This is a genomic window from Mycobacterium sp. IDUB_1, from assembly GCF_055419625.1.
This window is the reverse complement of record NZ_JBVAYA010000001.1, coordinates 1,059,223-1,077,757: the sequence shown is the minus strand read 5'-3', so window position 1 is coordinate 1,077,757 and position 18,535 is coordinate 1,059,223. Positions and strand designations below refer to the sequence as shown.

The 18,535-nt window shown below is 68.0% G+C and carries 20 protein-coding genes; 13 read left to right on the top strand and 7 right to left on the bottom strand.

The window, feature by feature from the left end:
* Positions 1–114 precede the first annotated feature (114 nt).
* Positions 115–1,974: an Hsp70 family protein gene (locus tag ACZYYX_RS05455; protein WP_463813415.1), complete on the bottom strand. Its 1,860-nt coding sequence runs from the start codon at positions 1,972–1,974 to the stop codon at positions 115–117.
* A 79-nt stretch (positions 1,975–2,053) separates the two neighbouring features.
* Here ACZYYX_RS05455 and ACZYYX_RS05450 point away from each other — a divergent pair, with 79 nt between their 5' ends.
* Positions 2,054–2,512 (top strand): nuclear transport factor 2 family protein, encoded by a 459-nt coding sequence (locus ACZYYX_RS05450; protein ID WP_463813414.1) that lies wholly within the window; start codon positions 2,054–2,056, stop codon positions 2,510–2,512.
* Between the two features lie 3 nt (positions 2,513–2,515).
* Here the strand turns inward: ACZYYX_RS05450 and ACZYYX_RS05445 are convergent, their stop codons facing one another.
* Positions 2,516–3,187: a L,D-transpeptidase family protein gene (locus ACZYYX_RS05445; RefSeq protein ID WP_463813413.1), complete on the bottom strand. Its 672-nt coding sequence runs from the start codon at positions 3,185–3,187 to the stop codon at positions 2,516–2,518.
* 108 nt (positions 3,188–3,295) lie between these two features.
* Between ACZYYX_RS05445 and ACZYYX_RS05440 the strand changes: the two genes are divergently transcribed.
* The gene (locus ACZYYX_RS05440) at positions 3,296–4,798 is read left to right on the top strand and encodes a diacylglycerol kinase family protein (protein ID WP_463813412.1); all 1,503 of its coding nucleotides are present in this window, start codon (positions 3,296–3,298) and stop codon (positions 4,796–4,798) included.
* On the opposite strand, the gene ACZYYX_RS05435 is transcribed toward ACZYYX_RS05440, so the two are convergent.
* Complete coding sequence (locus tag ACZYYX_RS05435) at positions 4,752–5,423, bottom strand: phosphatase PAP2 family protein (RefSeq protein ID WP_463813411.1); 672 nt, start codon at positions 5,421–5,423, stop codon at positions 4,752–4,754. The two genes, ACZYYX_RS05440 and ACZYYX_RS05435, sit on opposite strands and share 47 nt — an antisense overlap.
* A 64-nt stretch (positions 5,424–5,487) precedes the next feature.
* On the opposite strand from ACZYYX_RS05435, the gene ACZYYX_RS05430 reads away from it, so the two are divergent.
* The gene (locus tag ACZYYX_RS05430) at positions 5,488–5,970 is read left to right on the top strand and encodes a hypothetical protein (RefSeq protein ID WP_463813410.1); all 483 of its coding nucleotides are present in this window, start codon (positions 5,488–5,490) and stop codon (positions 5,968–5,970) included.
* Between the two features lie 4 nt (positions 5,971–5,974).
* Here ACZYYX_RS05430 and ACZYYX_RS05425 read toward each other — a convergent pair whose 3' ends face one another.
* Positions 5,975–6,268, bottom strand: a complete 294-nt coding sequence (locus tag ACZYYX_RS05425; protein ID WP_463813409.1) for a CDGP domain-containing protein — start codon at positions 6,266–6,268, stop codon at positions 5,975–5,977.
* A 126-nt stretch (positions 6,269–6,394) separates the two neighbouring features.
* On the opposite strand from ACZYYX_RS05425, the gene ACZYYX_RS05420 reads away from it, so the two are divergent.
* From ACZYYX_RS05420 to cysC, 4 genes are read left to right on the top strand one after another with little or no spacing between them, the layout of a single operon-like run.
* On the top strand, positions 6,395–7,789 hold the full coding sequence (locus ACZYYX_RS05420; RefSeq protein ID WP_463813408.1) for a sulfatase family protein: 1,395 nt from the start codon (positions 6,395–6,397) through the stop codon (positions 7,787–7,789).
* A 51-nt stretch (positions 7,790–7,840) separates the two neighbouring features.
* A complete protein-coding gene (gene stf0, locus ACZYYX_RS05415) occupies positions 7,841–8,641 on the top strand; it encodes a trehalose 2-sulfotransferase (RefSeq protein WP_463813407.1) in 801 nt (266 codons plus the stop codon).
* Positions 8,638–9,567: a sulfate adenylyltransferase subunit CysD gene (cysD, locus tag ACZYYX_RS05410; RefSeq protein WP_463813406.1), complete on the top strand. Its 930-nt coding sequence runs from the start codon at positions 8,638–8,640 to the stop codon at positions 9,565–9,567. The genes stf0 and cysD overlap by 4 nt, the downstream gene beginning before the upstream one ends.
* The gene (gene cysC / locus ACZYYX_RS05405) at positions 9,567–11,426 is read left to right on the top strand and encodes an adenylyl-sulfate kinase (RefSeq protein ID WP_463813404.1); all 1,860 of its coding nucleotides are present in this window, start codon (positions 9,567–9,569) and stop codon (positions 11,424–11,426) included. The genes cysD and cysC overlap by 1 nt, the downstream gene beginning before the upstream one ends.
* Here the strand turns inward: cysC and ACZYYX_RS05400 are convergent.
* A complete protein-coding gene (locus ACZYYX_RS05400; RefSeq protein ID WP_463813403.1) occupies positions 11,414–12,187 on the bottom strand; it encodes a trans-aconitate 2-methyltransferase in 774 nt (257 codons plus the stop codon). The two genes, cysC and ACZYYX_RS05400, sit on opposite strands and share 13 nt — an antisense overlap.
* Positions 12,188–12,228: 41 nt before the next feature.
* On the opposite strand from ACZYYX_RS05400, the gene ACZYYX_RS05395 reads away from it, so the two are divergent.
* Positions 12,229–13,431: an alpha/beta hydrolase family protein gene (locus ACZYYX_RS05395; RefSeq protein ID WP_463813402.1), complete on the top strand. Its 1,203-nt coding sequence runs from the start codon at positions 12,229–12,231 to the stop codon at positions 13,429–13,431.
* Positions 13,432–13,435: 4 nt separating this feature from the next.
* Here ACZYYX_RS05395 and ACZYYX_RS05390 read toward each other — a convergent pair whose 3' ends face one another.
* A complete protein-coding gene (locus ACZYYX_RS05390; protein ID WP_463813401.1) occupies positions 13,436–14,362 on the bottom strand; it encodes an oxygenase MpaB family protein in 927 nt (308 codons plus the stop codon).
* A gap of 87 nt (positions 14,363–14,449) precedes the next feature.
* On the opposite strand from ACZYYX_RS05390, the gene ACZYYX_RS05385 reads away from it, so the two are divergent.
* Positions 14,450–15,076, top strand: coding sequence for a TetR/AcrR family transcriptional regulator (locus tag ACZYYX_RS05385; RefSeq protein WP_463813400.1), 627 nt, complete (start codon positions 14,450–14,452; stop codon positions 15,074–15,076).
* A 101-nt stretch (positions 15,077–15,177) separates the two neighbouring features.
* Positions 15,178–16,224 (top strand): cupin domain-containing protein, encoded by a 1,047-nt coding sequence (locus ACZYYX_RS05380; RefSeq protein WP_463813399.1) that lies wholly within the window; start codon positions 15,178–15,180, stop codon positions 16,222–16,224.
* A 4-nt stretch (positions 16,225–16,228) separates the two neighbouring features.
* On the opposite strand, the gene ACZYYX_RS05375 is transcribed toward ACZYYX_RS05380, so the two are convergent.
* Positions 16,229–16,684 carry an Lrp/AsnC family transcriptional regulator gene (locus ACZYYX_RS05375; protein WP_463813398.1) on the bottom strand — a complete coding sequence of 152 codons (456 nt, stop codon included), beginning with the start codon at positions 16,682–16,684 and terminating at the stop codon, positions 16,229–16,231.
* Between the two features lie 80 nt (positions 16,685–16,764).
* Here ACZYYX_RS05375 and ACZYYX_RS05370 point away from each other — a divergent pair, with 80 nt between their 5' ends.
* From ACZYYX_RS05370 to ACZYYX_RS05360, 3 genes are read left to right on the top strand one after another with little or no spacing between them, the layout of a single operon-like run.
* Entirely contained in the window at positions 16,765–17,214 is a 450-nt protein-coding gene (locus tag ACZYYX_RS05370) for a DUF2000 family protein (RefSeq protein WP_463813397.1), read from the top strand.
* A gap of 18 nt (positions 17,215–17,232) precedes the next feature.
* On the top strand, positions 17,233–17,553 hold the full coding sequence (locus ACZYYX_RS05365) for an EthD family reductase (protein ID WP_463813396.1): 321 nt from the start codon (positions 17,233–17,235) through the stop codon (positions 17,551–17,553).
* Between the two features lie 20 nt (positions 17,554–17,573).
* Positions 17,574–18,521 carry a 2-hydroxyacid dehydrogenase gene (locus ACZYYX_RS05360; RefSeq protein ID WP_463814815.1) on the top strand — a complete coding sequence of 316 codons (948 nt, stop codon included), beginning with the start codon at positions 17,574–17,576 and terminating at the stop codon, positions 18,519–18,521.
* The last annotated feature ends 14 nt before the right edge of the window (positions 18,522–18,535 follow it).

The following is an 18,535-nucleotide window of genomic DNA, read 5'->3' as shown; positions in this document are numbered from 1 at the left end:
GAATGAGAAACGACCCGATCGGCTGTCCCCTCCGCAGCCGATCGAGTCGATTCTGCTCAAGCTAAGCCGGACGCGCGGGCCGGAGCAATCGGGGAAACCCCTATTTCTGCGCGCTCAGGGCTGCGCGGGGACCGGAATAGGAATGGGGACTGGCACGAAGGGCACGGTGAGGTAGCTCGTCGTCACCGCTTGAGTCGTCACCGCTCGAGTCGTCACCGCCTGCGTGGTCGTCGGCGCCTGCGTGGTCGTCGGCACGGTGGTCGTCGGCACGGTGGTGGTCGGCACCGTGGTCGTGGGCACCGTCGTGGTGGTGGTCGGGACCGTCGTGGTCGTGGTGGTCGTCGACGGTGTCGTGGTGGTCGTCGTCGTGGTGGTCGTCGTGGTGGTGGTCGTGGTCGTCGTGGTGGTCGTCGTCGTGGTCGGCACCGTGGTGGTCGGCGCGGGAGGCGCGTTGGTGGTGACGACCGGGGCGGGCGGCGGGGCCGCGCTGGTGGGCGGCGCGGCAGGCTGTCCCGGCATGGTGACGGTCTCGCCGACCGGACTCGTCGGGGTCAGTTCCCTGCTCAGGGGCGCGGTTCCCGGCTTCGGCCGGTCGGAATCCGAGCTGTCGACACTGGTCAGTGCGATCGCGACGCCGCCGACGGCGACCAGCGCGATGGCCGCGACCACGCCGAGCAGCGAGAGAGGCAACCGCCGCCACCCCGTCGGCTCGTCGTCGACGCGCGCTTCCTGGGGGTCATCGAGCCGGTAGGGGTTCGGTCTCGCCGCGCTGCTGGTGGGCACGTCGTCGTAGTCGTCGATGACGTAGGTGTCCTCGCCGTCGAAGGGCACCACGTCGTCGGTCGATGGATCGTCCTGCGACCATGCCAGCGCATAGGTCGAGTCGGCGCCGGCGTCGGGCCCTACGGGAGCGACGGCGGGCGCGGCGCGCGTCGCGGTCTCGGCGGCTCCCCCGAAGGCGGCGAACAATGCCGCGCCGACGGCTGCGTCCAGCGCCGGTCGCGGTGACCACAGGACCCGGCCGGGATAGGCCGAAAAGCGCTGCCGTACCGCCGGAATGGCAGAACCGCCGCCCACCAGGACGACGGCCGACAGGGCTGTAGCGCCACTGTTGTTGCGCTGCAAAGTGTCTCGCAGCGCCTCGACGAGGTCGTCGAGCGGGCGGGCCAGCAGCGCATCGAGATCGGCTCGCGTGACCATGATGTCACCGCGGTACCCCGGCACGTCGACGTCGATGCGGGCTTCGGGCTCCGTCGAGAGGCGCTCCTTGGCGCCGCGACACTGCTCCCGCAGGCGCGCGAGCGATCCGACCGCGGCGGTCGCGCCGGTGTCCTCACCGCTGTGCGGTACGCGCTCGAGGACATGGGTGAGCAAGGTCTGGTCGATCTGGTCGCCGGCGAACTCCGCGAACCGCTCGGTGCGAGCGATCAATTCGAGCGATCCGGCCTCGGCAAGGCTGATACTCGTTCCGCTACCGCCGATGTCGAGAACGGCCAGCACCCCCCGGCGTTCGAGACCGGGGTCGGCCACCATCGCCGTCAACGCCGCCACCGCGTCCGGAATGAGCCGCGGCGGCGGTCCCCCCGGCGCGAGCGGCCCGCTGGCCGTCAGCGCCTCGCGCAGCGCGTCGATCGGCCCGGGTCCCCAGTACGCCGGCACGGCGATCGCGACGTCGGTTGGCGCGGCGGAGCCGGCCAGCGCAGCCATCGATTCCAGCGCGTCGACGACGAGTTGGTCGGCCAGGTACCGCGACCCGTCGTCAGCGACCAGGGGCACCGGATCACCGACACGCTCGACGAAACCGCCCAGCGTCACCCCGTCACCCTGACCCGAGGAACGGCCCGCGGGAAGGCCCACGTCAGGGGCAGTGTGGCCGTAGACGGTGAGCACGGACCGGCGGAGCACCGGAGGCCGCCCGACTCCGGCCGCGACCAGATTGGTGGCGCCGACGGACAACCCGAGTGCATCGCTCATGACGGGGCACACCTTAATCGCCGTCGCCGCTGCAGCCCATCAGACACTCTGCCCGGCAGAACTGTGCTGCAATGACGCCATGGGTGACATCGACGACATCAAGACGGTCAAATACCGGTACCTGCGCACGCTCGACACCAAACACTGGGACGAGTTCGCCGACACCCTCACCGACGACGTGATCGGCCACTACGGCGAATCGGTCGGCGAGGAACACCATTTCGGCACCCGCGACGAACTGGTCGATTTCATGCGGACCTCCCTGGGCCCCGACATCATCACCGAGCACCGGGTGACCCACCCCGAGATCACCGTCGACGGCGACGAGGCGACGGCCACCTGGTATCTGCAGGATCGGGTCATCGCGCCAGCCTTCAACTTCATGCTGATCGGCGCGGGTTTCTACCACGACCGCTACCGCCGCACCGACGCCGGCTGGAAGATCAGCGAGACCGGATACGACCGCACCTACGACGCCTCGATGTCGCTGGAGGCGCTGAACTTCAAGGTCAAGGCCGGCCGGGCGGTCAAGCAGTAGGGATCACCCCGCGGCGGAGGTGACGGCGATCATCGCGCCGGGACGCAGCCACCGCATGATCTTCACCAGCGTCGCGTCGTCGATCGCGACACAGCCGGCCGTCGCCCCTCCGTCGGTGCTGTGCACGAAGAAGGCCCCGCCTTTACCGGGGACACGTTCCTTGTTCACACCCATCACCACGGCGTGCGCGTACTGCGGGATGTCGAGATTCTCGGTGCCCGAACTCGGCGCGGTGTCGAAGCGGCAGTTCTGCTTGTCGCACACCTGCATGGTGTTGTAGGTGGGGCTCTTCATGTCACCGTCCCACCAGTGGTTGGGCCCCACCCTGATGTAGCGCAGCCCCCCGCCCGGATCGGGTTGGGTGCCGAAGGAGAAGTCGAGGGTGTAGATCCCCTCGGGCGTCATCATCGATCCGTCGAAATGGTTGGGCGACATGCCTTTTGCCCCGATCTTGGCAGGGACGCCCACTCCGCCGGTGACGGGCTGCCATCCGGCGGCGGTGCGCTGCCATACGTCGAGGGTGGCGTCGGAGCCGCCCGTGCCGGTCACCGCGAGCACCTGCGTGGCCCGGCCCACCGACGCGGAAAACCACGGGGTGAGCGCGGCCCGCGCGATCGCAGGTGGCGTGCCCGCGAGGACGATCGCCGCGCACAGCATGGTGAGCAGTCGGCGCATGGGCTCCGATCGTGGTCGCCCGACCCAGCATTCGGAGTCAAGATTCGGACACGATCAGGTCGCAGTACGCGAGGTTTGCTCTCGCAGCGTCTCGGCTACGTTGGCGTGATGGACTTACTGCCCGCACGTCTGCGGCGGCCGCGACACCGAGGAATCACCCAGATCGGCCGGGGGCTGGGCACGCTGGATCGCGAGGTGTTCGAGGCGATCGCGGAGTCCCCCAGCCCCCTGATCGACGCGGTCATGCCGCGGCTGACCAGGGCGGCCGACCATTCCAAGCTGTGGTTCGCGATCGCCGCGGGCCTAGCCGTGTTCGGCAATCCGTCGGTCAAGCGCGGCGCGATGCGTGGTGTCCTGACTCTGGGGGTGACGAGTCTGGTGACCAATCAGGGCGCCAAACGGGTGTGGCGAAGGGACCGGCCGAACCGGCTGACGGTGCCGCTGGCACGTCAGACACGGCGGGCACCCACCTCGAATTCGCTGCCGTCGGGGCACTCGGCGAGCGCCGCGGCGTTCGCGGTGGGAGTCGGTCTGGAGAACGCGCCCGTGGGGCTGGGCCTGGCTCTGCTCGCCGGGATGGTCGGAATGTCGCGGATCGCGGTGGGTGCGCACTACCCCGGTGATGTGCTGGCGGGCCTCGGCCTGGGCGCCGGAATCGCCGTGTTGGGCGCCCGCGTGGTGCCCCCGATCGTCGAGGAGCGGCTGCCCGGGGTTGCCCCGCTGAGCGTCGACACGCCGCCGCGGCCGCGCGGCGCGGGGGTGACCGTGGTGGTGAACCCGGCGTCGGGCAGCGGCACGGGCGCCCGGGTGCTCGACGAGGTGCGCGAGGCCCTGCCCGAGGCGGAGATCGTCGAGCTGAGTGAAGACGACGACGTGCCCGCGGTGTTCCGGTCGGCCGCGCAACGCGCTGACGTGTTGGCAGTCGGTGGTGGCGACGGCACGGTGGCAGTCGCGGCGAGCATCGCCCTGGAGGAGGGGGTGCCCCTGGCGGTGTTCCCGGCGGGCACGTTCAACCACTTCGCCAAGGACATCGGCTGCGACACCACCGCCAAGACAGTGGCCGCCATCCAGAACGGGACGGTGTCGTGTGTGGACACGGTGTGCCTCAACGAGAAGCAGATGGTGGTGAACACCGCCAGCATCGGGGCCTATCCGCAGTTCGTCCAGACGCGTGAGAAGTGGGAGCACAAGATCGGCAAGCCGCTGGCCGGGATCTACGCGATGTTCCACACCCTGCGCCGCGACCAGCCGGTACGTATCAAGTACGACAACCAGACGCTGCAGACCTCTCTGTTCTTCCTCGGCAATTCGATCTATCTGCCGTCGGGCTTCGCTCCTTCGCGACGGACGCGCATGGACGACGGGCTCATCGACATCCGCATCCTGGAGACGGGCCGGCCGCTGGCGAAGTGGCGGATTCTCGCGGCGCTGATGTTCGGACGCCTGGTCCGCAGCCCCCTCTACCGTGAGTTGCGCGTGCCCGAATTCGCCTTCGAGTCCGTCGACGGACCGACGGTGCTCGCGCTCGACGGCGAGGTGGGCACCGAGGTCACGAAGGCTAGCTTCAGCGTGCGCTACCGCTCACTTCCCGTATTTCGTCCGGCTCCGTGACCGGACGCACCGGACGCAGCACCAGCAGGCACGCGACCACGTAGGCGTAGCCCAGCGCCCATCCGGCGATCACGTCGGACGGGTGGTGCACGTTGAGGATGACGCGGCCGGCGCCGATCGTGCCGATCAGGGCGACTCCCGACGTGATCAGCCATGCGCGCCGAGCGGCGGGCACGAGCGGCAGCGACACCATGAGCAGCGCGATGACCGCGACCGTCACGCCGACCGCGTGTCCCGAGGGGAACGACGACGATGCGGCGTGCACCAGGGCGGTCGACGGCCGTGGCCGGTCGACCAGTCTTTTGGCGATCTCGGTGACCAGGCCCGACAGCTCCACGCTGACGATCAGGAAGACGGCGAGGCGCACGTGGCGTCGGACGAACGCGACGACGATCACCACGATCGTCACCAGGCGAAAGGCCGTCGGGCCGAGCACCGTGCAGAACACGTCCCAGAACGTGACCCAGCCCGGGTGCCGTTCTCCGATCCGCAACGTGGCGTCGAGTGCGGCATCGTCGATGCGCGACAGCGGTGCCCAGCCGAGGCGGTATCCGAGCAGCATCGCGACGAAGATGCCGAGCGCGAGCACCGCAGATCCGGCCAGCAACCCTCTGCGCACATCCATCCGACCACGTGTACCACCCGACATCGTGGAAAGACCACAAAACCATCTGAGCTACCGTGCCTGCATGGCCGTGTTCTTGCGCAAGTTGCTCCGCATCGGGAAGCTTCCGCGTGAGCTCCGCGCCGAAGTCGAGGCCGAGGGGATCGTTTTCATCGCCGAGTACGTGGCGGTGACGCGGCGGTTCCGGGGCGCGGTGCCGGGACTTCGTTCGGCGGGCAGCATCGCCAGTTACGTCGGGTCGCTGGTACTGACCGAGCAGCGGGTGCTGGCCACGCTCTCCTCCGTGCCCAAGCTCGCCGGACGCACGATGGATCTGCGTTGGGACGCGCCACAGTCAGGAGCGGTCACCGCGACGTTCGACGAACGCGGGCTGACTCTCGACGTCGACGTGGCCGCCGTCGATCCGCGCTGCTCCGGTGAGCTGTCCCTGCACTACAAGGAAGATCTGTCCGCCGATGTGCTGGCACGGTTGCCTCGGCGCTCACTGGCCTACGATGTGCCGCCCGAGTTCGTGTTCCGGGCGGTCGGGGTGCCGTACCACCCGTAGCGGTTCAGCCGGCGATGTGCATCGGCGGGTCGTTGAACGCCGGGTCACCGCCGGGCCGGCCCGGTCCCATGACCGCGCACTGACGCACCGGGACCAGATGCGTACCGAAGCCGCTGGGCACCACCGAGGCGATCCCCACGCACCGCTGCCAGCTGCCATCCGGCTGGATCGGGTCGTCGCATTTGCTGATGTATCCACCGCCGTAGAGGCAACCGGCGCTGGCCGGCGCGGAAGTCACCACGCCCAGACCCGACAACGACGCTGTCAGAAGTCCCACCGCAACGATCGTCGCCTTCATGGTCGTCTCCCCTCACCGCCTCCCCGACGCTACCGCGTGGGCATCTCCCACTTGTCCCTCTTGGCGCTTTTGTCGTTACCGTGGGCCCGGACGACGTGTAGGAGCTGATCTCGGGAGGACGCAGCTGTGAGTGAAGGCCGGCGGGACAACGTTCTGCTCGTGCACTGGCATGACCTTGGCCGCTACCTCGGCGTCTACGGGCACCCCGATGTGTCCAGCCCGTACCTCGACGAGCTGGCCCGCGACGGCATCCTGTTCACCGACGCCCATGCCACCGCGCCACTGTGCTCCCCGTCGCGTGGCTCCCTGTTCACCGGCAGGTACCCCCAGAGCAACGGCTTGATCGGGCTGGCGCACCACGGCTGGGAGTACCGGCCCGGCGTGCGCACCCTTCCCCAGATTCTGTCCGAAAGTGGCTACCACAGCGCACTTTTCGGTATGCAGCACGAGACGTCGTTCCCGTCGCGCCTCGGTTTCGATGAGTTCGACGTGTCGAATTCGTACTGCGAATACGTCGTCGAACAGGCGGTGCAATGGCTTGCCGATCCCCCGGACAAGCCGTTCCTGCTCACGGCTGGTTTCTTCGAGACCCACCGGCCCTATCCGCACGATCGGTACGTCCCCGCTGATCCGGAGTCGGTGCGCGTGCCGGACTACCTTCCCGACACCGCAGCGGTGCGTCAGGATCTGGCAGATTTTTACGGCTCCATCACAGTCGCCGATGCCGCGGTCGGTCGGCTGCTGGACGCGCTGGCGGCGACCGGTCTCGATCGCACCACGTGGGTGGTGTTCGTCACCGATCACGGCCCCGCGCTGCCCCGCGCGAAGTCCACCCTGTACGGCGCAGGGACCGGCATCGCGCTGATCATGCGGCCACCCCGTGACGCGAACCTGCCGCCGCGGGTGTACGACGAGTTGTTCAGCGGGGTCGACTTGCTACCCACAGTGCTCGACCTGGTAGAGGTCGACATCCCGTCAGAAGTCGAAGGCTATTCGCACGCAACACATCTGGTTGCTAACCGCAGGCATGCCGATCCTGTGCGCACCGCCGTGTACACCACGAAGACCTACCACGACTCGTTCGATCCGATCCGAGCCATCCGGACCAAGCGCTACAGCTACATCGAGAACTACGCCGCGCGACCACTCTTGGATCTGCCGTGGGACATCGCCGACAGTGCATCCGGGCGGGCAGTCGAACCGTCGGTGAATTCACCGCGTCCCGAGCGCGAACTCTACGATCTCGCAGCCGATCCCATCGAAGCGCACAACCTGCTCGCCGAGCAGCCCACAGAGGAGGCCGAGGCGCTCGGCAGTGATCTGGCGCTGCTGCTCAACGACTGGCGTCAGAGCGTCGGTGACGTCATTCCCTCCGACTTCGCGGGAACGCGCATCGCCGCCCGCTACACGGAGACCTACCTGCTGGTTCAGGATCTTCAATTGCCCAGCCGCGCAGCGATTGCCGCCGACCGCGGGATCGCCGAGGACGAGCAGACAGGACAAGACTTAAGCTCACCGTGATCCTTTGGTCAGGTCGTCTCACCTGCCGTGATGGCAGCTAAGCTCACGGCCATGTCCGCCCCGACCGCCTACCTGGTGCTGGCCTCCCAGCGCAGCGGGAGCACCCTTCTCGTCGAATCGCTGCGGGCCACCGGCGTCGCGGGTGAGCCGGGTGAGTTCTTCCAGTACCTGCCGACCACCAGCCAGTCGCCGCAGCCGCGGCAGTGGTTCGAGGGCGTGACCGACGAGTCGATCCTGCGTCTGCTCGACCCGCTCGACGAGGGCAAACCGGATCTCGCCCCACCGGAGATCTGGCGGGATTACATCCGCACCGTGGGGCGCACACCGAACGGCATCTGGGGCGGCAAGCTGATGTGGAACCAGACCCCACTGCTGATGCAGCGAGCCGAGGGGCTGCCCGACCGGAGCGGCTCCGGGTTGCTCTCAGCGATTCGCGACGTGATCGGCTCCGATCCGGTGCTGATCCACGTGTACCGCCCTGACGTGGTGTCACAGGCGGTGTCGTTCTGGCGGGCCGTGCAGACCCGAGTGTGGCGCGGGCGGCCCGACCCGGTGCGCGATGCGCGCGCCGAGTATCACGCCGGCGCGATCGCGCATGTCGTGAAGATGCTGCGCGCGCAGGAGGACGGCTGGCGGTCCTGGTTCGCCGAGGAGAACATCGAGCCGATGGACGTGCCCTACCCGGTGTTGTGGCGCAACCTCACCGAGGTGGTGGCCTCCGTGCTCGAGGCGGTCGGACAGGATGCGCGGCTGGCGCCGCCACCGGTGTTGGAACGTCAGGCTGATCAACGGTCCGACGAATGGGTGGATCGGTACCGCGCCGACGCCGAACGGGAGGGCCTACCCACATGAGCGCTGGGATCTCGGACACCTACGACGCCATCCACGTCGACGAGCTGAGGCTACTGGAAGCCGAGGCCGTGCACATCATCCGCGAGGTGGTGGCAGAGCTCGAACGCCCGGTGCTGCTGTTCTCCGCGGGCAAAGACTCGATTGTGCTGTTGCGATTGGCGGAGAAAGCTTTTCGGCCCGGTCCGCTGCCGTTCCCGGTGATGCATGTCGACACCGGGCACAACTTCGACGAAGTCATCGAATTCCGTGATCGACGCGTCACCGGCCAAGGCCACAAGCTGATCGTCGCCTCGGTGCAGGAATCCATCGACGCGGGCCGCGTGCCCGATCCCGGCCCGGGCGCCTCCCGTAACCGCCAGCAGACCCGCACGTTGCTCGATGCGCTCGAGGCCGGTGGCTTCGACGCCGCGTTCGGCGGCGCACGGCGCGACGAGGAACGTGCCCGCGCGAAGGAACGCATCCTGAGTTTCCGCGACGAGTTCGGTCAATGGGATCCCCGTGCCCAGCGGCCGGAACCGTGGTCGCTGTACAACGGGCGGATTCGCCGCGGCGAGCAGGTGCGGGTGTTCCCCCTGAGCAACTGGACAGAGCTGGACATCTGGCGCTACATCGCACTGGAGGACCTCGAGCTCCCGTCGATCTACTTCGCCCACGAACGCGAGGTGTTCGAGCGCGACGGAATCCTTCTCGCCGTCTCGAACTACGCCCAGCCGGCCGACGGCGAGACCGCCGCGGTCGAGTGGGTGCGCTACCGCACGGTCGGCGACCTCACCATCACCGGAGCCGTGCGATCACACGCCACGGCCATCGACGGGGTGATCAGCGAGATCTCCGCAGCCACCGTCTCCGAGCGCGGCGAGACACGCGCCGACGACAGGACGTCGGCGGCGGCCATGGAGGACCGGAAGCGCGAGGGGTATTTCTGATGGGCACTCGTCAATTGCTGCGCATCACGACCGCGGGGTCGGTGGACGACGGCAAGAGCACGTTGATCGGCCGGCTCCTCCATGACACGGACAGCCTGCCGCTGGACCATCTCGAGGCTGTCACCGACGAGGAGGGTGTGGCCGATCTGGCGGCGCTGTCGGACGGGCTGCGCGCCGAACGCGAGCAGGGCATCACGATCGACGTCGCCTACCGGTTCTTCTCCACCGACACTCGCAGCTACATCCTCGCCGACACCCCGGGGCACGAGCGCTACACCCGCAACATGTTCACCGGCGCCTCCAATGCCCACGTCGCAGTGTTGCTGGTCGACGCCCGGGCCGGTGTGCTGCGGCAAACCAACAGGCACGCACGCATCGCGAACCTGTTGGGAATCAAGCACTTCGTCGCCGCGGTGAACAAGATCGACCTCGTGGATTTCGACCGGGAGCGCTTCAGCGAGGTGGACCGGCAGCTGCGCACGGTGACCGCACGGCTCGGCGGCGCCGATCTGACCGTCATTCCCATTGCCGCCAAGCACGGCGACAACGTGGTGCACCGCTCGCAACGCACCGGGTGGTACGAGGGGCCCACGCTGCTCGAGTACCTCGAGTCGGTGGAACTGTCGGCGCCGCAACCGGAATCGCGCACATTGCGGCTGCCGGTGCAGTGGGTGTCGCGCCCCACGGCCGAACAGCGCCGCCGCTACACAGGGCGGCTCTCGGGAGGCACCCTGCAGGTGGGCGATTCCATCGTCAGCCTGCCGGCGGGGACCCGCTCCACCGTGACCGTCGTCGACACTCTCGACGACGATCGCCCCGTTGCCGTTGCGCCGCTGTCGGTGTCGATCGAACTGGCCGACGACATCGACGTCGGCCGTGGCGACGTCTTCGTCAGCGGCGACGACGACGCGGTGCTGCCGGTGCTGGCACGTGAGCTGGATGCCACCGTCTGCTGGTTCCGCGACAGCCCGATGCGGGCCGGTGACCGCTTCGCATTGAAGCAGGGCACACGCACGGTTCGGGCCACGGCGCAGGCACTCCATTCACGGCTGGATCCCGAGACTCTCGACGATCTCGACCATCCAGTGGAGTTGGTGCTCAACGACATCGGCGTGGTGACGCTGCGCACCAGCTCGGTCGTGGTGGCCGACAGTTACGCCGAGAACCGCGACAGCGGCGCGTTCATCCTGATCGACGAGACCACCAACGACACGGTGGGCGCCGGGACGATCATCGAACCGCGTGAGGTGAAGCCCGGCGAGCAGACACGCAACGACATCCGTTGGCATCCGTCGTCGCTGGAGCGCGAGTACCGCCGCGCGGCGACCGGGCAGCGCGGCGCGACGGTGTGGTTCACCGGGCTCCCCGCCTCCGGCAAGTCCACGATCGCCGTCGCCGTGGAGCGCGCGCTCGTCGACGCCGGGCACGTGGCCTATCTGCTCGACGGCGACAACATCCGCCACGGGCTGTCCGACGATCTGGGCTTCTCTGCCGGCGATCGTGCCGAGAACATCCGTCGCGTCGGTCATCTCACCCGGCTGTTCGCTGACGCGGGGGTGGTGGCGTTGGCGTCGCTGGTGTCTCCGCTGAAGTCGGACCGGGAGATCGCGCGGGCCCTCAACGACGCAGCGAAGCTGCCGTTCATCGAGGTCTACGTCGCGACTCCGCGGGAGGAGTGCGAGAAGCGGGATCCCAAGGGGTTGTACGCGCGGGCCCGTGCCGGCGAGCTGAAGGGCTTGACCGGCGTGGACGCTCCGTACGAGCCGCCAGAGGACGCCGATCTCGTGCTGGATACGACGGGGGCAGACATCGACACCCTGGTCGCGCAGGTCATCGACCTGCTCGATCAGCGCCGCTGACCCACCTGCGCCACCACGAAGATCCGACGGAACGGGAAGAACGTGGTGCCGTCGGACCGCCGTGGATAGGCCTCGGCGAGAATCGGGATCAACTCGGAGCGGAACTGCTCCCACTGCGCGTCGCTCAAGGCGCCGCGCACCGGCCGCAGCGCGGTGCCGTGAATCCAGTCCAGCACCGGGTGCTCACCGGTCAGCTCGTGGACGTAGGTGGTTTCCCAGACGTCGGTGGTGCAGCCGGCGTCGTGGAGCAGACCGGCGTATGACTGCGGCGAGTCCACCACCTCCGCGCTGCGGAAGGGGAAGTCTCGCAACAGCTCTGCCCACTGGGGTTGGGCCGCGAGGTCACGGACCACGCGGTGGGACGGCGCGTCGAAATTGCCGGGCACCTGGAAGGCGAGCCATGCTCCCGGGCTGAGTTCGGCGGCCCACCGCACGATCAGCTCCCGATGCTCGGGAACCCACTGCAGCGTGGCGTTGCTGACGACGACGTCGGTGTCGGGCGCCGGTGACCACTCCCGGACATCGCCGACCTCGGCGGCCACGCCGCGCTCGCGCGCTGCGGCGACCATCTCCGGGGACGAATCCCACGCCTCGATCGTCGCGCCGGGCCAGCGGGTGGTCAGCGTCTGGGTCAGGTTTCCCGGGCCGCACCCCAGGTCGACGATGCGGCGCGGCGCGGTGGCGCCGACGCGCGAGGTCAGATCGTAGAACGGTCGGCCCCGGTGGTCGGCATAGGCGAGGTAGACCTCGGGATTCCACATGCGGCCAGTCTGTCAGGCGGTGGACGGTTAGATTGGCAACCGTGGAATCCACCGTCGCAGCCGAGGAGCCCGACGAGTTACCGCTTCCGGTACCCGACGTTCCCGGCGCCGACGCGACGGCCCGCGGCCTGCCGCGCCGAATCGACCTGACACTGCGTCAACGGCTGATCGTCGACTCCTCCGCGGTGGCCGACCTGGCCCTGCGGACCTCGATCGCATCACTGCTCAGCGTGACGATGGCGCCGTCGGTGGTGGGCGCGCTGCGTCGGACACAGTCGGCCGCCGAGCAGGAGCACCTGGAGTTCTACGCCGAGATGGCGTCGATGAAGGATCCGTCCGTCGCGTTCCCGGCCCCGGAGTCACCGCCGCGGGTGTCGTCCCGGCCAGCGAACCCAGTTGCCGAGTGGGTGGCCCACGGCAACGTCCGCAACATCCGTTTCGAGAGCAGCTTCACCGCCGTCAACCCCGCGCTGCGCGAGCAGTGTGCCGGCTTCGTTCGCAACAACGTCGTCCATGCGCAGCACTGGCGCCACGACGACGGGCCAAGGCCCACGCTGTGCCTGATCCACGGCTTCATGGGCTCGGCGTATCTGTTCAACGGACTGTTCTTCGCACTCCCCTGGTTCTACCGCTCGGGGTACGACGTCCTGCTGTACACACTGCCGTTCCACGGCCGCCGCGCCGAGCAGTACTCACCGTTTTCCGGGCACGGTTACTTCGCGCACGGGTTCTCCGGCTTCTGCGAGGCGATGGCCCAGGCGGTGCACGACTTCCGGTCGGTGCTGGATTATCTCGAGTACACCGGCGTGGACCGCATCGCGTTGACCGGTATGTCGCTGGGCGGATACACCTCGGCCCTGATCGCCAGCGTCGACGACCGCATCCAGGCCGTGATCCCCAACGTTCCCGTAGTGACGCCCGATCGCACGGTCGACGAGTGGTTTCCTGCGAACAAGGTCGTGGCGCTGCGGAATTGGCTGTCCGGCGCGGACAGTGAACTGGTCGACGCCGCGACGATGTATTCCTCGCCGCTCAACTATCGGCCGCTGCCGGCCAAGGAGCGGCGCTTGATCATCGCCGGCCTGGGCGACAGGCTGGCGCCTCCTGCGCAAGCCGAGATGCTCTGGAGGCACTGGGACCGCTGCGATTTCCACTGGTTCCCCGGCAACCACGTGTTGCATGTCAGCCAGCCGGACTACCTGCGACGGATGACGCGGTTCCTCGGCCCCTACATGTTCGACTGAGGCCTCAGACCAGCGGGCGTCCGGTGCGGATGCGCCAGTCGATGTCTTTGAGCAGCACGTTGAACGGAAACTCCCGCACCACGCGCGGCGAGCACGTGTTGACCAGCCGCAGCACCCTAATGATGCGGTCGAACCGCTTCTGCTGCTTGTCATCCCAGGACAGATGCATCTCGTCGCGGAAGCGTTGCGGCAGGAATCCTGTGGTGATCAGCAATGCCGTCTGCTCGGCGTGGCGCTGCAACGGGCCGGGCAAGCGGACTCCGCGAACCCGGGACACCGCGATCGGATACAGGTACTCGCGAACGGTGTCGTCGATGTGCACCTTCTCCAGCGACTCCTGCCAGTACCGGTCGAACGCCGCGGGATCGGCCGGCCACATGTGCTCGGGCACCTGCAGCATCGTGCCGAGTTTGCGGCCCTGCTCGAAGAGCCTGGCCTCGGTCTCGGTATCCATCTCGCCGACGAAGAGGCGATACACGTCGACAACGCCCTTGTACAGACAGGCCCCCACCCACAGCTGCAGGTCCTTGTCGAACGCGTTGTAGGAGACCGGACTGTCCTCGAGCGAGTACACCTGCGCGTGGGCCCGGTTCACCGCCCGCCGGAACGCGTCCTTCTGCGCGTCGGTGCCGTTCGTGGACACCGCCAGGTAGGTGAACGTCGTGCGGGCCCGCTTGATGGGGTGCAGGTCGACACGGCCGCTGTCGACGCGGCTCTCCAGCACTCCGTAGCCGACGCCCGGCCGGGCGAGTTGCATGATGACGTTCGCTGGGCCGGCCAGCAATCCGAGCCCCAGCATTCCCTCGTCGGGTTTCGCGCTTCCCGACGGCTTCGTGCTTCCAGACGGCTTTGTGCTTCCAGACGGCTTCGTGCTTCCAGACGGCTTTGTGCTTCCAGACGGCGACGTCGTCGCCGAGTCCTGTACCGCCACGAACCGCTCCTCTCGCGCCGCCGCTCAAAGTTGCGAACGTGCGTTTCCTGATTGTGTTGCCGAGCCGAGCGGGTGTCAAGATGGGGCATGGCCCAGGTTCGTCCGTATCGCGGCGTCGACGCCTCGCAACGGATGGCCGGGCGGCGCCGGCGGCTCCTGGAGGCGGGTCTCGACCTGCTCGGCGGCGCACCCGTTCCCACCGAGCTCACCGTGCGCGCGCTGTGTGCCCGCTCCGGGCTCGCGGCCCGGTACTTCTACGAGAGCTTCGCCGACAAGGACGCCCTGGTCGCCGCGCTGTTCGACCAGGTCGTCGCCGACATCGCCAGCACCACCGAGGCCGCGATGGCGGCCGCGGCGCCGGCAGAGCAGGCCCACGCCGCGATGACGAACATCGTCCGGGTGGTCTCCGACGACGCGCGGCTGGGGCGTCTGCTGTTCAGCGCCCACCTGACCAACCCGGTCGTGGTGCGCAAGCGAGCGGAGTCCGGTGCGCTGTTCGCTCTACTGTCCGGCCAGCACGCCCAAGCTGCACTGCACCTGGAGAAGAACGAGAGGATCGCCACGGCAGCGCACTTCGTGGTCGGCGGTGTGGCACAAACGTTGAGCGCGTGGCTGTTCGGCGAGTTACGGGTCAGCCCAACCGAACTGGCGGCGCAACTCGGCGCCCTCATCGACCAACTCGGCGACCCGCGCCTGTATCGCGCCGACGACTGATCTTCCGGTTAGCGGTAATCGTGCTGGCGGCCAGCTTCCATGACAGGGGCCCGCGCATCGATGAGAGTAGGTGTCGACGCACAACGACGCAGGAGGACAGCATGGCCACCGTGAAAGCATCAGCACCGTTCACCACATCGCTGCACGACGGGGAGATCGTCGAGGAGAACGACTTCGGCTCGATGCGACGGGTGACCGCCGACAACCTGCCGACGTTGAAGAACCTGTCTATCAAGCGCGTGGTGCTCGCGCCCGGCGCGTTGCGCACACCGCATTGGCACGCCAACGCCAACGAGCTCACCTACTGCGTGGCGGGAACAGCGCTGGTCTCGGTGCTCGACGACCACAGCCGATTCGCCAACTTCATCGTCACCGCGGGCCAGATGTTCCACATCGATTCCGGCGCCCTGCATCACATCGAGAACATCGGGGACGAGTCCGCAGAGTTCATCATCGCGTTCCGCAACGAGCGCCCCGAGGACTTCGGCCTCGGGGCGACGTTCGGAGCGTTCACCGATGCCGTGCTGGGCAACACCTACGACCTGCCCGCCGCCGACTTCTCGACGATCCGGCGCAGCACCGTCGACCACAAGCTGGCCGGCCGCACCGGCGACCCGCAGGTCCCGGCCTCGGCGAACTTCAGTGATCCGCACAAGTTCGACATCGAGGCCCAAGCGCCGGGGCTGAATTTTGCCAGCGGCAACGCACGCTTTGCCCGCGATCAGTTCTGGCCCGCCCTCAAGGACATCTCGATGTACAGCCTGCGTGTCACCGAAGACGGTATGCGTGAACCACATTGGCATCCGGTGACCGCCGAGATGGGCTATGTGCGGCACGGGAAAGCCCGCATGACGATGATGACGCCCGACGGCCACCTGAACACGTGGACGATGACCGCCGGCGACATGTACTTCATCCCGCGGGCCTACCCGCACCACATCGAGAACATCGGCACCGACCCGTGGCACTTCCTGATCTTCTTCGACCAGCCCTTCCCCGCCGACATCGGCTACAAGGCCTCCGCGAGTGCCTACAGCCGCGAGGTGCTGGCCGCGACGTTCCAGACCCACATCGACGAACTGCCGGCGTTCCCGTTCACCCCTGCCGACCCGCTGATCGTCAGCCGCGTGAATCCCGTCGACGCCTGACGGGTCAGCGAGCCGGCGCGATCACGTGGTTGCGTACGTGCTCGAAGACGACCTCACTGCGAACGCCGGCCACCTCTCGCCGTCCGGTCAGCGAGTCCAGCACGAAATCGCGCAGCGCTTCGGTGGACGCCACGGCGACATGGACGATCAGGTCCTCGGCGCCCGTGGTGACGAACACCTGCAGCGTCTCGGGAAGCTGTCTGACGAAGTCACGGAAGCCCTGCACGACCTGGCGTGACTGGGGGCGTAGACGCACCGTGATCATCGCCTGGACCGGACGCCCGAGGGCGGCGAGATCCGCGGTGTAGTGCACACCGCCGAGCACACCGCGCTCACGCAAAGCGCGCACCCGCTCGAGCGTCGTCGACGGTGAGAGCCCGATCTGAGTCGCGAGATCCCGATTGCTGCGCCGGCCATCTGCCTGCAATGCGGCCACGATCGCCGAATCCCATTCGTCCATGTCCGGATTGTCGCACCGAATTCCGTACGTCGTTCGGACCTGTGGCCATCAGGCGCGTGTGTTCATTACTTTGCAGTGTCATGACCGAACTACTCGAATCCGACGCGACGCCATCCCGGGTCCGCCACGACACCAAGATCGCCGTCATCCTGCTCGACACCTTGCCGACGTGGCAGAAGCTCAACGTGACCGCGTTTCTGGCCAGCGGCATCGCCGCGACCGCCGGCGAGGCCATCGGCTCGGCCTACCGCGACGCCGACGGCACGCCCTACTCCCCCATGTTCGGGCAGCCGGTCATGGTGTTCGCCGCGGCGCAGGCGCAGGTGGACCGCGCGTTCGACCGGGCCATCGCCCGCGGGGTCACACCGGCGATCTTCTCCCGAGCGCTGTTCGCCACTGGTGACGACGAGGCGAACCGGGCGCAAGTGTCAGCGAGAACCAGGGCCGCGCTCGACCTCGTCGGGATCGCGGTCAGGGCCGATCGCAAGGTGGTGGACAAGATCGTCGACAGGCTCTCGCTGCACCGGTGAGCGTCGTAGGCTCTGTGCGTGCCCGAAACCAAGATCACGGTCATCTACGACAATCCGACCGATCCGACAGAGTTCGAATCCGCTTATCCCGAACAGCAATTGGAGGCGGCCAAGCGCATTCCCGGCTGGGTCAGGATGGAGACCTCCCGCGTGTGGCCCAAGGAGGACGGCAGCCCGACGCCGGCCTACCGGATGATCGACCTCTACTACTCCGACTACGACGCCGCGAGCGCCGCGGTGACGACACCTGAGGCCGGCGCGTTCTTCGAGGCGATGGCGCGGGTGTCCACCGGCGGCGTCCGCGTGCTGTTCTCCGACATCGAGATCGCACAGCACTGACGGACGGGACGGTGGCGCCGATCAAGGTGCTGGCGCACTTCGTCCCGGGTCAGCGGGCGACGGCTTTCGTTGCCCCGCACAGCGATTGGCTGGACGTCACGTTCTGCGCCGAGGACGACGACGCGGCATTCTATCGTCTGCTCCCCGAGGCCGAGGTGCTGTGGCACGTGCTGCGGCCGCTGTCGGCACGCGATATCGAGCTGGGGACCCGGTTGCGTCTGGTGCACAAGCTGGGCGCCGGGGTGAACACGATCGCCGTCGACGCGGCCACCGAACACGGCGTCGCCGTGGCCAACATGCCGGGCGCCAACGCCCCGTCGGTCGCCGAGGGCACGCTGCTGTTGATGCTCGCCGCGCTGCGTCGGCTACCCGAGCTCGACGCCGCCACCCGCGCAGGCACGGGTTGGCCACCGGACCCGAGCCTCGGTGACACCGTGCGCGACATCGGTGGCTGCACCGTCGGACTCATCGGCTACGGCAACGTGGCCAAGAGCGTGGAGCGCATCGTCGCCGCGATGGGCGCCCGCGTGGTGCACACCAGTACGCGCGACGACGGCACTCCTGGCTGGCGAACCCTGACCGATCTGCTGGCCGACAGCGACATCGTGTCGCTGCACCTACCGCTGACCGATGCCACGCACAGCCTGCTGGGTGGCGAGGCGCTGGCGGCGATGAAGTCGGGCGCGGTCCTGGTGAACACCTCCCGGGGGCCGATCGTCGACGAGTCCGCACTCGCCGACGCGCTGAGATCGGGACATCTGGCAGCCGCCGGCCTCGACGTCTTCGGCGTCGAGCCGGTAGCTCCGGACAATCCGCTGCTGGCCCTGCCCAACGTCGTGCTGACGCCGCATGTCACCTGGTACACGGCCGACACCATGCACCGCTACCTCGAGGTGGCCCTCGACAACTGCGAACGACTCCGTGACGGGAAGGACCTAGCCAACCTGGTGAACCAGGTCACAGGGTAGCCTCGAGCCAACCA

What these genes read in the sequence shown, in the direction of transcription:
- ACZYYX_RS05440 (WP_463813412.1), top strand. Translation starts at nt 3,296, where the DNA reads ATGGACTTACTGCCCGCACGTCTGCGGCGGCCGCGACACCGAGGAATC.
- ACZYYX_RS05445 (WP_463813413.1), bottom strand. Translation starts at nt 3,187, where the DNA reads ATGCGCCGACTGCTCACCATGCTGTGCGCGGCGATCGTCCTCGCGGGC.
- ACZYYX_RS05400 (WP_463813403.1), bottom strand. Translation starts at nt 12,187, where the DNA reads ATGTGGAATCCCGAGGTCTACCTCGCCTATGCCGACCACCGGGGCCGA.
- cysC (WP_463813404.1), top strand. Translation starts at nt 9,567, where the DNA reads ATGGGCACTCGTCAATTGCTGCGCATCACGACCGCGGGGTCGGTGGAC.
- ACZYYX_RS05385 (WP_463813400.1), top strand. Translation starts at nt 14,450, where the DNA reads ATGGCCCAGGTTCGTCCGTATCGCGGCGTCGACGCCTCGCAACGGATG.
- stf0 (WP_463813407.1), top strand. Translation starts at nt 7,841, where the DNA reads ATGTCCGCCCCGACCGCCTACCTGGTGCTGGCCTCCCAGCGCAGCGGG.
- ACZYYX_RS05450 (WP_463813414.1), top strand. Translation starts at nt 2,054, where the DNA reads ATGGGTGACATCGACGACATCAAGACGGTCAAATACCGGTACCTGCGC.
- ACZYYX_RS05455 (WP_463813415.1), bottom strand. Translation starts at nt 1,974, where the DNA reads ATGAGCGATGCACTCGGGTTGTCCGTCGGCGCCACCAATCTGGTCGCG.
- ACZYYX_RS05375 (WP_463813398.1), bottom strand. Translation starts at nt 16,684, where the DNA reads ATGGACGAATGGGATTCGGCGATCGTGGCCGCATTGCAGGCAGATGGC.
- ACZYYX_RS05425 (WP_463813409.1), bottom strand. Translation starts at nt 6,268, where the DNA reads ATGAAGGCGACGATCGTTGCGGTGGGACTTCTGACAGCGTCGTTGTCG.
- ACZYYX_RS05435 (WP_463813411.1), bottom strand. Translation starts at nt 5,423, where the DNA reads ATGGATGTGCGCAGAGGGTTGCTGGCCGGATCTGCGGTGCTCGCGCTC.
- ACZYYX_RS05380 (WP_463813399.1), top strand. Translation starts at nt 15,178, where the DNA reads ATGGCCACCGTGAAAGCATCAGCACCGTTCACCACATCGCTGCACGAC.
- ACZYYX_RS05370 (WP_463813397.1), top strand. Translation starts at nt 16,765, where the DNA reads ATGACCGAACTACTCGAATCCGACGCGACGCCATCCCGGGTCCGCCAC.
- ACZYYX_RS05430 (WP_463813410.1), top strand. Translation starts at nt 5,488, where the DNA reads ATGGCCGTGTTCTTGCGCAAGTTGCTCCGCATCGGGAAGCTTCCGCGT.
- cysD (WP_463813406.1), top strand. Translation starts at nt 8,638, where the DNA reads ATGAGCGCTGGGATCTCGGACACCTACGACGCCATCCACGTCGACGAG.